Genomic DNA, 16,401 nt, shown 5'->3' on the forward strand with positions numbered 1-16,401 from the left:
GCGCTGGAACGGCTTAGCCGTACACCGGATATCGCCGGCACAGCGTCACCACCTGCGTGCGCACGTGATCACGAATGCTCGTTGACGCATCGTCACCGATCTCGAGCGCATCGAGCACATCGCACAGCCAACCGGCCAGCTGCTCGCATTCGGGCACACCGAAGCCGCGCGTGGTCACTGCGGGCGTGCCGATGCGCAGCCCCGAGGTGACGAAGGGCGAGCGCGGATCGTTGGGCACCGAGTTCTTGTTGGTGGTGATGTAGGCATCGGCCAGCGCCGCGTCCGCGTCCTTGCCGGTATACGGCTTGCTGGACAGGTCGATCAGCATCAGATGGTTGTCGGTGCCGCCCGAGACGATCGTATAGCCGCGTTGCTGCAGCACCGCGGCCATGGCGCGGGCATTGGTCACCACCTGGCGTTGATAGGTCTTGAACTCGGGGCGCAGCGCTTCCTTGAACGCGACCGCCTTGGCCGCGATGCCATGCATCAACGGCCCGCCCTGGGTGCCGGGGAACACCGCCGAGTCGAGCTTTTTGTAGAGCTCGCTGCCCCGCCCCTTGGCCAGGATGAGGCCGCCACGCGGCCCGCGCAGCGTCTTGTGGGTCGTGCTGGTCACCACATGGGCGTGCGGCAGCGGGTCGGGATACTCGCCCGCGGCGACCAGGCCGGCGACATGCGCCATGTCCACCCAGAAGATCGCCCCCACCTCGTCGGCGATCGCCCGCATCCGCGCCCAATCCTTGTGGCGCGAATACGCAGAGAAGCCGCCGATCAGCATCTTCGGCCGCGTCTCGTGCGCGATGCGTGCCATCTCGTCGTAGTCGATCAGCCCGGTCTCAGGATCCAGCCCGTACGGCACGATGTTGTAGTGCCGGCCGGAGAAGTTGGCCGGATTGCCGTGCGTCAGGTGACCGCCCTGGGCTAGGTTCATGCCCATGACCGTATCGCCCGGCTGGGCGAGCGCCAGGAACACCGCCGCGTTCGCCTGCGCGCCTGCGTGTGGCTGGACATTGGCGTAGTCGCAATCGAACAGCGCCTTGACGCGCTCGATCGCCAGACGCTCGGCGACGTCCACGTAGCCGCAGCCGCTGTAGTAGCGCTTGCCCGGATACCCTTCTGCGTACTTGTTGGTGAGCACCGAGTTCTGGACGGCCATCACCAGCGGGCTGGCGTAGTTTTCGGAGGCGATCAGCTCGACATGGTCTTCCTGCCGGCGCGCTTCGTGCTGGATGGACTGGGCGAGCTCCGGGTCGAACTCGGTCAAGGTCAGGGTGGCGTCGTACATGGCAATGGCCTATGGCGTGGAGAATGAGGAGGCGCGCGCGGGCGCGCGGGTGTCCGTGGGCTGGCGCGCCTGCTGCGCGACCGCGGTCGTGTGCCGACGTGGCGAGAGCGTGGCGTCGCCACGCAAATGGCCCGGCAACGGCAGCAACAGTTCGGCGCATTGCGCCTGCTCGGTCCGGCGCAGCGCCTCGACGACATGCCGGCAAGCCCGCGTCGTCGCGTCCCGCAGGCCCCGCCCGCGCAGCCAGTGCCCGGTCAGCGCCGCGCAGAACAGGTCGCCGGTGCCCTTGGGGGTGATGCCGATGCGCGGATGTGCGATCACCTCGGCCCGGGTGCGCGTGACCAGCACCACCTGGGTTTCGTTCTCCGCCCAGGTGTCGGGGGCGGCACTGGTCACCGCCACCCATTGCGTGTGGCCGGTCAGCAGCGCCCGTGCAGCGGCGATCACGCTGTCGACGTCGTGCACGGACCGTCCGGTCAGCTGCGCCAACTCGAACCCGTTCGGGGTCACGCCGTCAGCCAAGGGCAGCAGATCCCGGCGGTAGGCCTCGACCAGACCGGCGTCGACATAGACGCCGTGGTCGTGATCGCCGATCACCGGGTCGATCACGACACCCAGGGCCGCGCGTTCTGCCAGACGCGCCCGGACCCAGCGCGCCACGACCGCAGCCTGCTGCGGATTGCCCAAGTAGCCCAGCAGCACCGCCCGCAGGCCGGCCAGCGCGCCGCGCGCCGTCAGATCCTGCAAGTAGCCCTCGACCCAGTCCGCCGGCAGCGCGCCGCCGTGCATCGTCGGGTAATGCGGCGTATTGCTGAAGACCACGGTCGGCACCGCGGCCACGGCCAGCCCGAGTGCGTCCAGCGTCGGCACCGCGACGGCGTTCCCCACCCGCCCGTAGACCACCTGCGACTGCACCGAGACCACGTCCAGGGCGAGCGGCCGAAGGCCTGGCGAACCGGCTGCGGTCATCGTGCCGCGTCCGCCGCGTCATCGGTCTCGAGCGCATCGAGCCAGGCCGCGAACACCGCCCGCGCCGCCGACGGCAACGCGCTCTGCAAGGCGTGCGCCTCGGCGCGCAAGGCGCGTGGATCGAGACCGGCCTGCGCCAGTTCGCAGGCATGACCGATCAACCAGGATTCGATGCGCTGCGGCTCGGCCTCCAGATGGCATTGCAGCGCCAGCACATGCCGCCCGATGGCGAAGGCCTGATGGGCGCACGCCTCGGTACCCGCCAGGCGGACAGCGCCGACCGGGATCTCGAAGCGGTCGCCATGCCAATGCAGCACCGGCACATCGCCCAGCGCCGCCAGCGGCGACGCCTCGCCCGCAGGCGTCAGCATCAACGGCGCAAAACCGATCTCCTTGTCGCCCATGCTGACGACATCGGCGCCGAGTGCGCGGGCGATCAACTGCGCGCCCAGGCAGATGCCCAGCAGCGGCCGAGCGTACTGCAGCCGCTGGGCAACGACGTTGAGCTCGTCAGCGAGGAATGGATACGTCGCCTCGTCGAAGGCGCCGATCGGGCCGCCCAGCACCACCAGCAGGTCGGCCGCGGCCACGGCATCGACGCAGATGCAGTCGCTGCCGGCATCCACATAGCGCACGCTGTAGCCGCGGGCGATGAGCAGCGGCGCCAGCGTGCCCAGGTCCTCGAAGCCCAGATGGCGGATGGCCAACGCCGTCTTCATGCCGGCGTCGCCTCGGTGCCTGCGGCATCGGGCCAGTAGTAGCTGTCGGGCATCGGGCGCGCACCGAAGATCGCCTGCCCCACCCGCACCACGGTCGCGCCTTCCTCGATGGCGATCTCGAAATCGCCGGACATACCCATCGACAGGTCGTCGAGCGCGATGCCGGCAGGCGTGTCCTGCCGCAGCCGCTCGCGCAGCCCCCGCAGCAGCACGAAGCACCGGCGCACGCGTTCGGCGTCGCTGGAGAACAGCGCCAAGGTCATCAGCCCGCGCACGCGCAGCGCCGGGAACGCCGGCAGCGCCTGGAGGAAGGCCGGTACGTCTTCGGGCGCGAGCCCGTACTTGCTGGCCTCGCCCGAGGTGTTGACCTGCACGTAGACATCCAGCGAGCGGCCCTCGATCTGCAGGCGCCGTTCCAGCGCCTCGGCCACGCGCAGGCTGTCGAGCGCCTGGAACTCGCTGGCGAACCGCGCCACCAGCTTGGCCTTGTTGGTCTGCAAGTGGCCGATGACCGACCACTGCAGGTCGCGCAGATCCTGCATCGCGTCCCATTTGCGGTGCGCTTCCTGCACCTTGTTCTCGCCCAGCAACCGGCACCCGGCCGCATGCGCCAGACGCAGGCTGGCCTCGGGCTTGGTCTTGCTGACCGGGAGCAGGTGCACCGTGGCCGGGTCGCGTCCGACGCGGCGGCAGGCGGCCTCGATGCGCGCATGCACCGTCGCCAAGTTGCGGCGGAAGTCCTCGACGCTGGTCGCTTCGGGATAGCGGCCGTGCTGGTCGTGGCCGGTGGGCGTGTCGAACGTGGACGACATCAGGGGGACCTCCCATTCAAAGGCATCGACGTGGGGGCGGCCGTCGGCTCGGCCCGCGGCAAGCGGCCGTTGAGCAGCGCGTAGGCCACCAGCCCGATCACCAGGCCCCAGAACGCCCCGCCGATGCCCAGCAGCTTGATGTTGGCCGCCGCGGCCAGGAACGTGATCAGCGCCGCTTCGCGGGTCCTGGCCTCGGCCATCGCGCTGGCCAGGCTGCCGCCGATGGTGCCCAGCAAGGCCAGACCGGCGAGCGTCGCGATGAAGGTCGCCGGAAACGCCATGAACAGCGTCGCCAATGTCACCCCGAACACCCCGACCAGGAGATAGAACACGCCTGCGGCCACCCCGGCGATCCAGCGCTTGGACGGCTGTTCGTGGGCCTCACGGCCCGTGCAGATCGCCGCGGTGATGGCGGCGATGTTGAAGGCGTGCGAGCCGAACGGCGCCATCAGCAACGAGCCCAAGCCCGTCAACGTCACGATGGGATTGGCGCTGGTCTTGAAGCCGTCGTTGCGCAGCACGAGCATGCCCGGCATGTACTGGCCGGTCAGCGTGATCAAGAACAGCGGCAAGGCGACGCTCAACAAGGCGTTGAACGAGAACACCGGCATCGTGAACACCGGCGCGGCCAACGCCAGACGCAGCCCGGAGACATCGACCCGATCCTGCAACAGCAGGACCATCAGCCCCAACACCAGGATGCCCACCACCGCATAGCGTGGCGACACCCGCTTGAGCACCAGGTAGGCGACGATCAGCACGCCCGCCAGCAGCGGGTCCAGGCTCACACCGGCAAAGGCGCCGATGCCGAACTGCAGCAGGATGCCGGCCAGCAAGCCGGCGGTCACGCCCGGCGGAATCAGCCGGATCACACGCTCGAACCACCCCGACACGCCCAGCAGCACGAAGGCAGCGGCCGAGATCAGGTAGGCGCCCACGGCTTCGGCGTACGGCGTCGTGGCCAAGGCGGTGACCAAGAACGCCGCGGCCGGCGTCGACCAGGCGGTGATGATCGGCTCGCGGGTCGTCCAGCTCAGCACGATGCCGGTGACGCCCACCCCGATGGAGACCGCCCAGACCCACGAGGCTGTGAGCTCGGGACTCAGTCCAGCGCTCTTGGCCGCCTGGAACACCAGGATGAAGGTGCCGCCGTAGTTGACGATCACGGAAATCAGCCCGGCGATGACCGGGTGCGGGAGGTCCTTCCAGCGAACGGACGCAGACGTGGGGGCATGGGCCATGTGGAACGGACGACTCCTGAAACGACAGACACTTGCGGCCTGCATTTATAGGCGCAGAATGGCCCGATTGGCCCCGCCACTTTCTGGCGATGGAGCAGACCATTTGTTCAAGCACGCCCAGCTCGAGTCGGTGAAGGCCGCGATCGGCGACCCCGCGCAGAGCGCCTTGCCACTGCACCTGCGCGTGCAACGCGCGGTGCGCCAACTGATCCTCGACGGCATGCTCGATGTGGGCAGGCCGCTGCCGGCATCACGGGCCTTGGCGACATCGCTCGGGGTCTCGCGCGACACCGTCGAGACTGCCTACGGCCAACTGCACGCCGAAGGCTTCATCGAACGGCGCGTGGGCAGCGGCAGCTTCGTGTCCGAACGCGCGCAGCGCCTGCCCGGCCGTGGCCAGGCGCGCCGCGCGCGCACCGACCGCACCGCCCCGCGCCTGAGCCAACGCGGCAGCGCCTTGTTCCAGTGCGGCGGCGTGCGCGATTTCCCGGCGCCACGCGCATTCGCACCCGGCGTGCCGGAAACGCGCAACTTCCCTCTGCAGACCTGGGAGCGGCTGGAGCGCCAGGTCTTGAAGGCGTACGGCACCCGCGCCCTGCTGCACAGCCCGGCCCAGGGCATGGCACCGCTGCGGCAGGCCATCGCCGACTACGTCAACCTCGAACGCGGCGCGCGCGCCACGCCCGATCGCGTGCTGGTGCTGACCAGCTCCCAGCAAGCCCTGACCCTGTGCGCCACGCTGCTGCTCGATGCCGGCGAGCGGATCCTGCTCGAAGACCCCGGCTACCACGGTGCCCGCAAGGCATTCGAGGCCGCGGGCCTGCAATGCGTGCCCGTGCCGGTCGATGCGCACGGCCTGCAGGTCGCCCCCCTGCTCGACGCCAGCCAACAGCCCGGCGCCCCCGCGCGGGCGGTGTTCCTGACGCCCTCGCATCAGTTCCCGACCGGCGCGACGCTGGCCTTGGACCGCCGCCTGGCGATCATCGACTGGGCCCGCGACCAACAAGGCTGGATCATCGAGGACGACTACGACAGCGAATTCCATTACGCGGGCAAGCCGACCGCCTGTGTGCAGGGGCTCGATCCGCACGAACGCACGCTCTACATCGGTACCTTCACCAAATCGCTGTTCCCTGGCCTTCGCATCGGCTACATGGTGCTGCCTCCGTCACTGGTCGCACCGATGACGGCGGCCCGCACCCTGCTCGACGGCCACAGCGCCCCGATTCCTCAGCTCACGCTGGCCCGCTTCATCGAAGGCGGCCACTTCGGCGCGCATGTGCGCACCATGCGCGCCGTCTATGCCGAGCGGCGGGACCGCCTGGCCGCGCTGGTCCGCAAACACCTGTCCGACAACCTGGAACCCCGGGTCCCGGCCGGCGGCATGCAGATGCCGTGCGTGTTCGCCCGCGCCCTGTCCGAGCCTGAGGCCGTGGACGCCGCCCAACGCGCAGGCATCGACCTGCTCGGCCTGAGCACGCTGTCCATGTCGCAGGCGCCGACACCCGGCTTTCTGATGGGCTTTGCCGCCCATGCTCCGCAGGAGCTCGAAGCCGGGGTCAAGACATTGGCGAAGGTATTGCGGTCGCTGCGTCGTTGACAGGTAAGCGGCTGGATAGCGCTCGATCGGGCGTGGCCGCGGCCGCTGCGTCACTGCCGCCGCATCGAACGAAAAGCGTCACGCGCTGTCGTGCGCGCAAATCGCTGCACCCGGCGCGACTTCTTCGGCCAGCCCGGCGCTTCACAGGTGCCATCGGTCACGCCCGCCCAATGCAATGACCGGAGCCGGCATGCCCAAGGCCGCGCGCCGCCCCTCGCCGCGATCGAGCATCAGTCCAGGTACTTCCCCGAGCCCGCCCCATCCTTATGGCGCACGCGCAACTGCGCCAGGATCTCGGGCGCCAGCAGTCGGGCATTGATGCCATGTCGCGTACGGCTGGTGGCACGCGGCACCCAATGGGTGACGCACCCGCAGGTCCGACACCGGTGGAAGTCGACATGGCGCCCGTTCCAGGCATAAGTGTCGGTGCCCTCGCCCGCCGGCAGCCCGGTGATGTCGGCGGCCTCGTAGTAGACCCACAGCACGCCGTAGCGCCGGCACAGGCTGCAGTTGCAGTCGATGACCTCGACGGGTGCGTGGTTGAACTGCATCACCACCGCACCGCAGTGACAGCTGGCGCGCACGCCGGGATCGGAGTCGGTCATTGCGGTGTCCTTGGGAATGTCGTCAATGCAATCGCGTGTGGGGCGACGCCGGCGCGAACCCGAACAGCGAGGCCAGGACAACGCGCGCGAAGTTGATGGATCCGGCATCGACGCGACGCCGGTTCGAATCTGCTCAGCGACGCTCAATCGCCACGATCGTGTCGAGCACGCTCGCCTGCTCGCCGGACGGGCCGAACGCCGTACGCGAAAGCGAACCGACGAACACCTCCCGCCACTGCGCTGGCGCCAGTGCCAGTGCGGCCAGTTCGTCGGCGGCGCTCGGGTACACCGTGTCCGGCGCACGCCACGACCACGGCGCGCGCGAGCCATGGGTGACGAGCAGCAGCAAGCCCCCTGCCCCGACCGCCTGCGCGGCGCGGCGCAACACCTGGGTGCGGCCAAAGGGCATCGGCGACTGCAGGAACAGCGCCGTCACCAGATCGAACGTGCCTGGCAGGAAGCGTTCGCCCAGGTCGTGACGTTCGAACTGGACATGGCCGGCCACCCCCGCGGCGCTGGCCGCCACTCGCGCCGCTTCGAGGGCCGTCTCGGAGATATCGACCCCGGTGACCATCCAGCCGCGCTGCGCCAGCCAGATCGCATCGTCGCCGCGGGCGCAGCCCAGTTCCAAGGCGCGCCCCGGTGTGCGCCCTTCGGCAAAGCGCGTCAACACTTTGGACGGCCGCCCACTCGGCGGTGTGGTCCTGCCAGCGTAGATGCGCTCCCAAAAAGCGCGTGCGGTGTCTTCGGCGTGTCCCCCCTCGGGGGGCGCTGCATGTCGGCTTGAGGATGTCATGTAACATACGATGTACCGTAAGTGTGCGAACGTCAACCCTCGTGCGTTCATTTGTTACAGAAGGAGTCACACCGTGCGTCGAGACAGCCGTCTGCCCCGGGTCCTGCACGCGCTGCTGCATCTCGAGCACATGCAGGGCCCGGCGACCTCGGAGCTGATTGCCCAGATGCTGGGCACCAATCCGTCCGTGGTCCGCCGCACGATGGGGGGCCTGCGCGAGGCCGGCATCGTGGTCTCGGTGAAAGGGCATGGCGGCGGCTGGTCGCTCGCCAAGCCACTGACCGACGTCTCGCTGCTCGAGATCTACCGCGCGCTCGGTGCACCCACGCTGTTCGCCATCGGCAGCGATGACGAGCAGACCACCTGCCTGCTGGCCCGCGCCGCGAACGCGGCCACCGCCCATGCGCTGGCCCATGCGCAACAGCAGTTCGAGGCCCATCTGGGCAGCGTGTCCGTCGCGGACCTGGCCGCCGATTTTCGCGCCTGGCAGGGTTGAGCCTGCAGTGGGACGTTAAGGCGCCAACGCGCGCGGAACGGTGCAGCGCGGTCGCCCAACATCGGACGGCCGAGATCGGAAGATGGAGCGCCAGCGTCTGCGCCGATGGGCACCGGAACGCCGCCCTAGCTGTGTAAAGCCAGTACGTTGTTCACGGGTATGGAGATTCTGGAGATAGGCGGGTTGTAGCCGAGGCTGGCATGGGGTCGATGCCAGTTGTAGGTGTGCAACCAGTTAATGAGCTCAGCGGCCCGCTGGTCGGAAGTGTCGTAGCTGCGGGCGTAGGCCCATTCGCGTAGGCTGGTCTGGATGAAGCGCTCGGCTTTGCCATTGGTTCGCGGTGTGTAGGGGCGCGTTCGGTGGTGTTTCAAGCCAAGTCGCCGGACGGCCCGGACAAACAGCGCAGAGCGATAGCAGGCACCGTTGTCGGTAAGGATCCGGTCGAAGGACGCGCCCAGAGTCCGGTAGTAGCGCAGGGCCGCCATCAGTGCGTGAACCGCGCTGATGGCCCGCTCATCTCTCTGTATGCAGGAGAAAGCGACCCGAGAGTTGTCATCGATCGCGACATGGACGTACTCCCAGCCGGCGCCGTCACTGGACTGGGTGCGATCCCCCGTGACCCGGTGTCCGGGACGCCGGAAGCGTCCAAGCTTCTTGATGTCCAGGTGCAGCATGTCGCCGGGGTTGGGATGCTCGTAGCGGTTCTGGGGACGCGGTGGCTCCAGGGCCGAGAGCCGGTTGAGACCGGCCCGTCGAACGATCCGGGCGACGGTGCTCTGACTCAACCCGAGCGCATCGCCGATCTGACGATAGGTCTGGCGCTCGCGCCGCCGCGCCAGCACTTGCACCGTCACCGATGCGGGCGTCGCATGGGGGCACCGCGCGGGCTGGGAGTTGCGATCCACCAGCCCAGCCACCCCTTCGCAGCGGAAGCGATCGAGCCACTTGTAGGCGGTGCGCGGACTGACACCGCACGCCTGCGCGGCCTCTGCTACCCGCAATCCTTCTTGCAGAACCCAGCGCACCAGAAGCGCTCGACCATGGGGCGTCAATCGGGCATGTTTATGCAGGTTCATCCGGGGCTCCTGGGGCTGGGTTGGCTTCGTAACCCCCATCTTCCAGAGACGCCCCGGATGAACAACCTACTGAAAGATCACACCTAGCCCGGCGGCGCGCTGGCGGCATCCAGCCGTCCCCATCCAATCTCCACACGATCGCCAATGCTTCGCCACTCGGCGCTGTCAGCCTTCCGTGCTTCGAGCATCGGGCGCTGCCGTGTGCGCCAAGTTGGGCCACGGCACAGCGCCTCCACGAGAGGACACATGATCTTGAATCGCAAATGGGCCGTCAGCGCCGCGGTCGCTGCCTGCGTCATCGCGGGCATCGTGTTGTGGCGAATCTATGCCCAGCCGGCCGTCGAGCACGCCACGGCCGCGGTCACTGTGGGCGACCTGGAGCAGACGGTGCTGGCGGTCGGCCGCCTGCGCGCCAAGGAGCTGGTCGCCGTCGGCGCCCAGGTGTCGGGCCAGGTCCAGCGGCTACACGTGGCGCTGGGCCAGAAAGTGAAGGCCGGAGATCTGATCGCCGAAGTCGATGCCCAGCCGCAGCGGATCGCATTGCGCAACGCCGAGGCGTCGGTGAACGCGCTGCAAGCCCAGCTCGCCGCGCGGCGAGCGGCGCTGATGCAAGCGCAACTCACCTTCCAGCGTCAGCAGGAACTGCTGGCGGCCGATGCGACTTCGCGCGCTGACCATGAGGCCGCCAAGGCCGCGTTGGATACCGCCGGTGCGGAGATCGCCTCGCTACAGGCGCAGCTCGAACAAGCGCGTACCCAGGTCGAGACCGCAGGCATCAACCTGGGCTATACCCGCATCGTCGCGCCGATGGACGGCGTCATCGTGGCGGTGGTCACCAAGCAGGGCCAGACCCTCAACTCGTTCCAGTCCACGCCGACCATCGTCATGCTGGCCAAGCTGGACGTGATGACGGTGCGCGCCCAGATCGCCGAGGCCGACGTGGACAAGATTCAGCCCGGCCAGACGGTGTGGTTCACCACGCTGGGCAATCGCCGTCAACGCTACCAGGCACGCATCCAGCAGATCGAGCCCGCCCCCGAGTCCATCGTCAACGAGGTGGGAGGTGCGGCATCCGCGGCAGGCACGGCCAATACCGCCAAGGCCATCTATTACGACGCGCTGTTCGACGTGCCCAACCCGGAGGGCACGCTGCGGCCTTCGATGACCGCGCAGGTCTCGGTGCAGATCGCCGCGGTCAAACGGGCGGTGCTGATGCCGACCGCTGCGCTGGGTGAGCAGGTGGCGGAGAACACCCATCGCGTCCGGGTGATGGACCCGCGCGGCCAGGTCTCCGAGCGGCAGGTCCGAATCGGCCTGCGCACCAACGCCCAAGCGCAGGTCCTGGCCGGGCTGGAACCGGGCGAGCAAGTGATCATCGGCGAGGCAAAGCCCGAGACCGTGACGGCCGACCCCGGCCTGATGGGCTTTTGAGCATGAACGCTGCGCTACTGGAAATGCGTGCCCTGCGCCGGGAGTTTCCTGCCGGCGAAGGCGTGGTCACCGTGCTCAAGGACATCGACCTGCGCATCGACGCCGGCGAGATGGTGGCCATCGTCGGCGCCTCGGGCTCGGGCAAATCGACCCTGATGAACATCCTCGGTTGCCTGGATCGCCCGAGCGCAGGCAGTTACCGGATCGCCGGCCAGCAAACCGGTGACTTGGCGCCGGACGCACTGGCCGCGCTGCGCCGTGAGCGTTTCGGCTTCATCTTCCAGCGCTACCACTTGCTTGCCGACCTGTCCGCGCAGAGCAACGTCGAACTGCCGGCCGTCTATGTCGGCACCGATGCCGCAGCGCGCCACGCTCGTGCCCGGACCTTGCTCGAACGGCTCGGGCTGGGCGACCGGACGCAGCATCGCCCAGGTCAGCTGTCAGGCGGGCAGCAGCAGCGCGTGTCGATCGCCCGGGCGTTGATGAACGGTGGCGCGGTGATTCTTGCCGACGAACCCACGGGCGCACTGGACAGCGGCAGCGGCGAAGAAGTGATGCGCATCCTCAAGGAACTGCACGCCGAAGGGCACACCATCATTCTGGTGACCCATGACATGGCGGTGGCCCGCCATGCGCAACGGGTGATCGAAATCAGCGACGGGGCGATCATTGCCGACCGCCGCAACGCGGCGGCCGATGCGCCGCGCACGGTGCCGGCGCCGCCGCAAGTGCCGGCCAGTTCATGGCGGGTGTTCGTCGACCGGTTCGGCGAAGCCTTCGTCATGGCCCTGCGGGCCATGCACGCACACCGCCTGCGCACCTTCCTGACCATGCTCGGCATCATCATCGGCATTGCCGCCGTGGTCTCGGTGGTGGCCTTGGGCCGTGGCGCGCAGCAGCAGGTCATGGCGCAGATCAGCGACCTGGGCACCAACACCCTGGACATCTATCCGGGGCAGGACTTCGGCGACCTCCGCGCCGACGCAGTGGAAACACTGATTGCCGCCGACGCCCAGGCGCTGGCGGAGCAGCCCTATGTCGACAGCGCCACGCCCAATCTGTCGAGCAGCGTCACCGCGCTGTATCGCGCGCGCGCGGTGTCTGCACAGGTCACCGGGGTCGGCCCCAGTCACTTCCGGGTGCGCGGGCTGCGCCTGGCCGCAGGCCGCTTCTTCGATCAGCACGACGCCGAACAACACGCACAGGTCGCGGTCATCGACCCGAAGGCCGCCGCAGCGCTGCTGCCTGATGGCGGCAGCCCGCTCGGCGAGGTGGTCCTGCTGAGCAACATGCCGGTGGAGATCATCGGCGTGCTGAAGCCGACCCAAAACAGTTTCGGCGGCTCGACGCCCACGTTCTATGTCCCCTACACGGCCGCCTCCACCCGCCTGGTCGGCAAGTACCACCTGGACAACATCACCGTGCGGGTCAGCGATGGCGTCTCCAGCAAGATCGCCCAGCAGGCCGCGACCGCGCTGCTGACCGAGCGCCATGGCGGTAAAGACTTCTTCGTCATGAACTCAGATCAGATCCGCCAGACCATTTCCCGCACCGGCAGCACCCTGACGCTGCTCATCTCCACCATCGCCATGATCGCCCTGCTGGTCGGCGGCATCGGCGTGATGAACATCATGCTGGTGTCGGTGACCGAGCGCACCCGCGAGATCGGCGTGCGCATGGCCATCGGCGCGCGACAGTCCGACATCCTGCAACAGTTCCTGATCGAGGCGGTCCTGGTGTGTTTGGTCGGCGGCGTTCTGGGCGTATCGCTGGCACTGGTGTTCGGTCTGGTCGCCAGCGTCGCCGGACTCGGCTTCCCGTTGTCCTTTTCCGCCTGGTCGATCGTGCTGGCAGTGGCCTGCTCGACGTTGATCGGCATCACGTTCGGCTTCCTGCCGGCACGCAACGCCGCCCGTCTCGATCCCGTCCAAGCGTTGGCGAGGGACTGATCATGCGCCCCCTGATTTCCTGCATCGCACTGGGCAGCGTGCTCCTGACCGGCTGCGCTGCGTTCACCCGAACGCCTTATCGGGCGCCGGACGTCCCCCTGCCGGTGTCCTACCAACATGCCCAGCCTGCCGGCGCCGGCGTTCGCGCCGACACCTGGTGGCGCGCCTACGGCGATCCACAGCTCGACGCCTGGGTGGGGCTTGCGCTGGCGCGCAACCCTGATCTGGCCGCCGCCGCCATTCGCGTGCGCCGCGCGACGCTGGAAGCCAGATTGGCAGGCAATGCCCTGCGCCCGACCGTCAACGGCGGTGTCGGTCACGGCCTGAGCCGCCCGCTGTCGGGCAACGCCCGCGCCACCACCGAGAGCGCCAACGCCACGCTGGGCGCCAGCTGGGAGCTGGATCTGTTCGATCGGCTGGGCGCGCAGCGCGACGCCGCCGTGTTCGAGGCGCAAGCCAGCGCCGAGGACCGCGATGCCGTGGCGTTGACGCTGATCGGCACCACGGCCAGCCTGTACTGGCAACTGGGCCTGGCCAACGAACGCATCGACTTGGCGGAACAAGGCCTGGCCTACGCCCGCCGTACCCGCGAGCTGGTGCAGGCGCAGTACCAGAGCGGCGCAGTTTCCGGACTGGAGCCGCGTGAGGCCGAACAGTCGCTGGCCCAGCAACAAGCGCAGCTAAGCCAATTGATCCAGGCGCGTGCCGACCTGCGCCAGGCGCTGGGCGTGTTGTTCGATGGCGCCGCCACGCCCGGTAGCGAACCCCAGCGCTTGCCGGTCAGCGTCCTGCCGAGCATCGCTGCCGGGCTGCCCGCCGACCTGCTCGGCCGCCGGCCGGACCTGCGCGCCGCCGAACTGCGACTACGCGCCACCCTGGCCGCCAGCGACGCGGCGAAAGCCCGCTACTACCCGTCCCTCTCGCTGACCGGCGCCCTGGGCACATCCAGCAAGGAGTTGCTCAATGTACTGAGCAATCCGGTGGCCACGCTGGGCGCCAATCTGACCCTGCCATTCCTCAACGTCCGCGAGATGCGCCTGAACACCGCCATCGCGCGCACGCGCCATGAGGAGGCCGTGGTCCTGTTCCGCAAATCGCTGTACACGGCGCTGGCGGATGTGGAAAAAGCGCTGTCGGCGAGCACACAGCTTGCCGAACAGGAAGCCGCCCAGCAGCGCGTACGCGATCAGGCGATCGAGATCGAGCGCCTCTACCAAGCGCGTTACCGCGCCGGGCAGGTGCCCCTGCGGGCCTGGCTGGACGCGCAGGAGCGGCGCCGCAGCGCAGACTTGGGGTACGCCGCGCTGCATCTTGCGCGGCTGCAGAACCATGTCGCGCTGATCCAGGCGCTGGGCGGCACGGCGGCACCGTAACGCCGCCGCGCCTCAGGTCATGATGCCGTCGCCAGGCGATGCAACTAGTGCGAGAAAGACTGCACAAGCCCGGCGTAGCGGCCACCCTGGGCCAGCAGCTGCGCATGCGTGCCCTGCTCGACGATCCGCCCCCGTTGCAGCACGACGATCAGATCGGCACGGCGGATCGTCGACAGCCGATGCGCGATGGTGATGGTCGTGCGGTCTTTCGACAGAACCGCCAGCGCCTCGGTCAGGGCCTGCTCGGTCTGCGTATCGAGCGCACTGGTGGCCTCATCGAGCAACAGCACCGGCGGGTTGCGCAGGATGGTGCGAGCCAGCGCCAGACGCTGTTTCTCACCGCCGGAGAAGCGCTGGCCGCGTTCACCGACCAGCGTTTCATAACCCTCGGGGAGCGCATCGATAACGGCATCCAGCTGCGCTGCCCGGGCAGCGGCCAGCAGCTCGTCATCGGTGGCGTCCGGCTTGGCAAAGCGCAGGTTGTCGGCCACCGAGGCATGCAACAGGTACGGCTCCTGGGAGACCACGCCGAGCATATCGGTCAGTGACTGGAAGCTGAGATCGCGCACATCGACCCCGTCGTAGCGGATCGCCCCCCCATCCACGTCGTACAGCCGGGCCAGCAGATGGCCAAGCGTGGTCTTGCCCGATCCAGTGGCCCCGACGATGGCGACATGGGTGCCTGCCGGAATATCGATACTGATGTCCTCCAGCACCGGCCCGTTGTTCGGGTCATAGCGGAAGCTGACGCCGTCGACCGTCACCTGGCCACGCATCTGCGCACGCTCGAGCGTCACCGCACCAGTGCGCTCGGTGATCTCGACGGGCGTATCCAGATACTCGAAGATGCGCGCGAACAGTGCGCGCGTGGTACGCATGTCGCGCCCCAACTGAAGCAACTGCTCGAAAGGCCAGAGCAACTGTTCCTGCAGGGCGATCATGGCCACCAGCGTGCCGATGGTCAGCGGCGTGCTGCCGCCCATCAACCAACCGCCGAGCAGCAACGTCAGCGCAGGCAGGATCGACAGTGCCAACCCGATCAGCGCCCACTGCCATTCACCGGCAGTACGCGAGCGCACTTCCAGGGCCGCGACCTCCTGCGAGGTCCGGGAGAACCGGCGAACCAGGAACCCACTGCGGCCCATGGTCCGCGCGAGGATGATGCCCGAAAGCGACAGCGATTCCTGGACCGCCGCAGACAGATCCGCCTGCCTGGCCTGCTGCTCGTAGGTAATGGCCTCGCGCAGCTTGGCGACCCACTGGCTGATCACCACCGTCAGCGGAACGACCAGCAGCGAGAACAACGCCAGCCGCCAGTCGAGCAGGCACATGGCGAGGGCCGTCATCAGCACCGTGCTGAGGCTGCGCGCCAGCTCGTTGCCGGCATCGGTCACCAACGATTGCAGGCCGCCGATGTCATTGGCGATACGCGACTGGATCTCGCCGGTGCGGCTGCCGGCGAAGAATCGCAGCGACAGCGACTGCAGGTGCGCATACACACGCACGCGCAAATCGTGCAGGATCGCCTGCCCAATCCGGGCCGACAGAATGGTCTGCACCGTACTGATCGCCGCCCCCAGCACCGCCACCGCGACCAGCCCGCCGACCAGCCAGAGCAGCAGGGCAAAGTTGGCGCCTGGCAGTGCATCGTCGATGATGGCCCGCAGCAGGAACGGCGCGGCCATCCCGATCATGGAGCCAACGATCAACAGCGCCACGACCGAAAGAATGCGTAGCCGGTACGGCGCGAACAAGGCGAGCACACGCCGCATGGAAACGTGGGCGGCGGCGAGCGCTTCGTAATCCTGCCGCGCGTGTTCGGGTTGCTCTGCTGGTGTCTGCATCTCACTGTCATCCAAAGATGGCGATCCGGCCCACGGACATGTGGCCAGTCTGCTCGCCTGACCCCGGTATTCTGGCGCTCCCGGATGCATACGCGCTGCAGGCACCATGGAGATTGCGTGGAAACGACAGGTCGCTGCCCGGCCAGCGCGATCACCGGCGCGGAGAACGCAAAGCTGTCTAGGGACAAATTCGACCACATCCACC

General features: G+C 68.2%; 14 protein-coding genes. 5 read left to right on the forward strand and 9 right to left on the reverse strand.

Going from position 1 to position 16,401, the window contains the following annotated elements:
- Nucleotides 1–13: 13 nt before the first annotated feature.
- The 5 genes from glyA to ABE505_RS06215 are packed head-to-tail and all read right to left on the reverse strand — an operon-like array spanning nt 14 to nt 5,026.
- Complete coding sequence (glyA, locus tag ABE505_RS06195) at nt 14–1,285, reverse strand: serine hydroxymethyltransferase (protein WP_346442433.1); 1,272 nt, start codon at nt 1,283–1,285, stop codon at nt 14–16.
- A gap of 9 nt (nt 1,286–1,294) precedes the next feature.
- Entirely contained in the window at nt 1,295–2,254 is a 960-nt protein-coding gene (pdxK, locus tag ABE505_RS06200; protein ID WP_346442432.1) for a pyridoxine/pyridoxal/pyridoxamine kinase, read from the reverse strand.
- Nucleotides 2,251–2,973 (reverse strand): glutamine amidotransferase, encoded by a 723-nt coding sequence (locus ABE505_RS06205; protein ID WP_346442431.1) that lies wholly within the window; start codon nt 2,971–2,973, stop codon nt 2,251–2,253. The genes pdxK and ABE505_RS06205 overlap by 4 nt, the downstream gene beginning before the upstream one ends.
- On the reverse strand, nt 2,970–3,785 hold the full coding sequence (locus ABE505_RS06210; protein WP_346442430.1) for a YggS family pyridoxal phosphate-dependent enzyme: 816 nt from the start codon (nt 3,783–3,785) through the stop codon (nt 2,970–2,972). Before ABE505_RS06210 ends, ABE505_RS06205 begins: the two co-directional genes overlap by 4 nt.
- Nucleotides 3,785–5,026, reverse strand: a complete 1,242-nt coding sequence (locus tag ABE505_RS06215; RefSeq protein WP_346442429.1) for a benzoate/H(+) symporter BenE family transporter — start codon at nt 5,024–5,026, stop codon at nt 3,785–3,787. Before ABE505_RS06215 ends, ABE505_RS06210 begins: the two co-directional genes overlap by 1 nt.
- 103 nt (nt 5,027–5,129) lie before the next feature.
- On the opposite strand from ABE505_RS06215, the gene ABE505_RS06220 reads away from it, so the two are divergent.
- On the forward strand, nt 5,130–6,626 hold the full coding sequence (locus ABE505_RS06220; protein WP_346442428.1) for a PLP-dependent aminotransferase family protein: 1,497 nt from the start codon (nt 5,130–5,132) through the stop codon (nt 6,624–6,626).
- A 230-nt stretch (nt 6,627–6,856) separates the two neighbouring features.
- Here the strand turns inward: ABE505_RS06220 and ABE505_RS06225 are convergent, their stop codons facing one another.
- The gene (locus tag ABE505_RS06225; protein WP_346442427.1) at nt 6,857–7,231 is read right to left on the reverse strand and encodes a GFA family protein; all 375 of its coding nucleotides are present in this window, start codon (nt 7,229–7,231) and stop codon (nt 6,857–6,859) included.
- A 133-nt stretch (nt 7,232–7,364) separates the two neighbouring features.
- Nucleotides 7,365–8,078, reverse strand: a complete 714-nt coding sequence (locus tag ABE505_RS06230; RefSeq protein ID WP_346458268.1) for a methyltransferase domain-containing protein — start codon at nt 8,076–8,078, stop codon at nt 7,365–7,367.
- Nucleotides 8,079–8,100: 22 nt separating this feature from the next.
- On the opposite strand from ABE505_RS06230, the gene ABE505_RS06235 reads away from it, so the two are divergent.
- A complete protein-coding gene (locus tag ABE505_RS06235; RefSeq protein WP_346442425.1) occupies nt 8,101–8,523 on the forward strand; it encodes an Rrf2 family transcriptional regulator in 423 nt (140 codons plus the stop codon).
- Between the two features lie 125 nt (nt 8,524–8,648).
- Here ABE505_RS06235 and ABE505_RS06240 read toward each other — a convergent pair whose 3' ends face one another.
- Nucleotides 8,649–9,599: an IS481 family transposase gene (locus tag ABE505_RS06240; protein WP_346442424.1), complete on the reverse strand. Its 951-nt coding sequence runs from the start codon at nt 9,597–9,599 to the stop codon at nt 8,649–8,651.
- Nucleotides 9,600–9,845: 246 nt separating this feature from the next.
- Between ABE505_RS06240 and ABE505_RS06245 the strand changes: the two genes are divergently transcribed.
- The 3 genes from ABE505_RS06245 to ABE505_RS06255 are packed head-to-tail and all read left to right on the forward strand — an operon-like array spanning nt 9,846 to nt 14,352.
- Nucleotides 9,846–11,030 (forward strand): efflux RND transporter periplasmic adaptor subunit, encoded by a 1,185-nt coding sequence (locus ABE505_RS06245; protein WP_346442423.1) that lies wholly within the window; start codon nt 9,846–9,848, stop codon nt 11,028–11,030.
- A 2-nt stretch (nt 11,031–11,032) separates the two neighbouring features.
- Entirely contained in the window at nt 11,033–12,979 is a 1,947-nt protein-coding gene (locus tag ABE505_RS06250; RefSeq protein ID WP_346442422.1) for a MacB family efflux pump subunit, read from the forward strand.
- 2 nt (nt 12,980–12,981) lie between these two features.
- Nucleotides 12,982–14,352: an efflux transporter outer membrane subunit gene (locus ABE505_RS06255; protein ID WP_346442421.1), complete on the forward strand. Its 1,371-nt coding sequence runs from the start codon at nt 12,982–12,984 to the stop codon at nt 14,350–14,352.
- 44 nt (nt 14,353–14,396) lie between these two features.
- On the opposite strand, the gene ABE505_RS06260 is transcribed toward ABE505_RS06255, so the two are convergent.
- Nucleotides 14,397–16,196: an ABC transporter ATP-binding protein gene (locus ABE505_RS06260; RefSeq protein WP_346442420.1), complete on the reverse strand. Its 1,800-nt coding sequence runs from the start codon at nt 16,194–16,196 to the stop codon at nt 14,397–14,399.
- Nucleotides 16,197–16,401: the final 205 nt, after the last annotated feature.

Origin of the sequence: Luteimonas sp. TWI382, assembly GCF_039674545.1 — a bacterium.
In the GTDB taxonomy this organism is placed as follows: Bacteria; Pseudomonadota; Gammaproteobacteria; order Xanthomonadales; family Xanthomonadaceae; genus Luteimonas.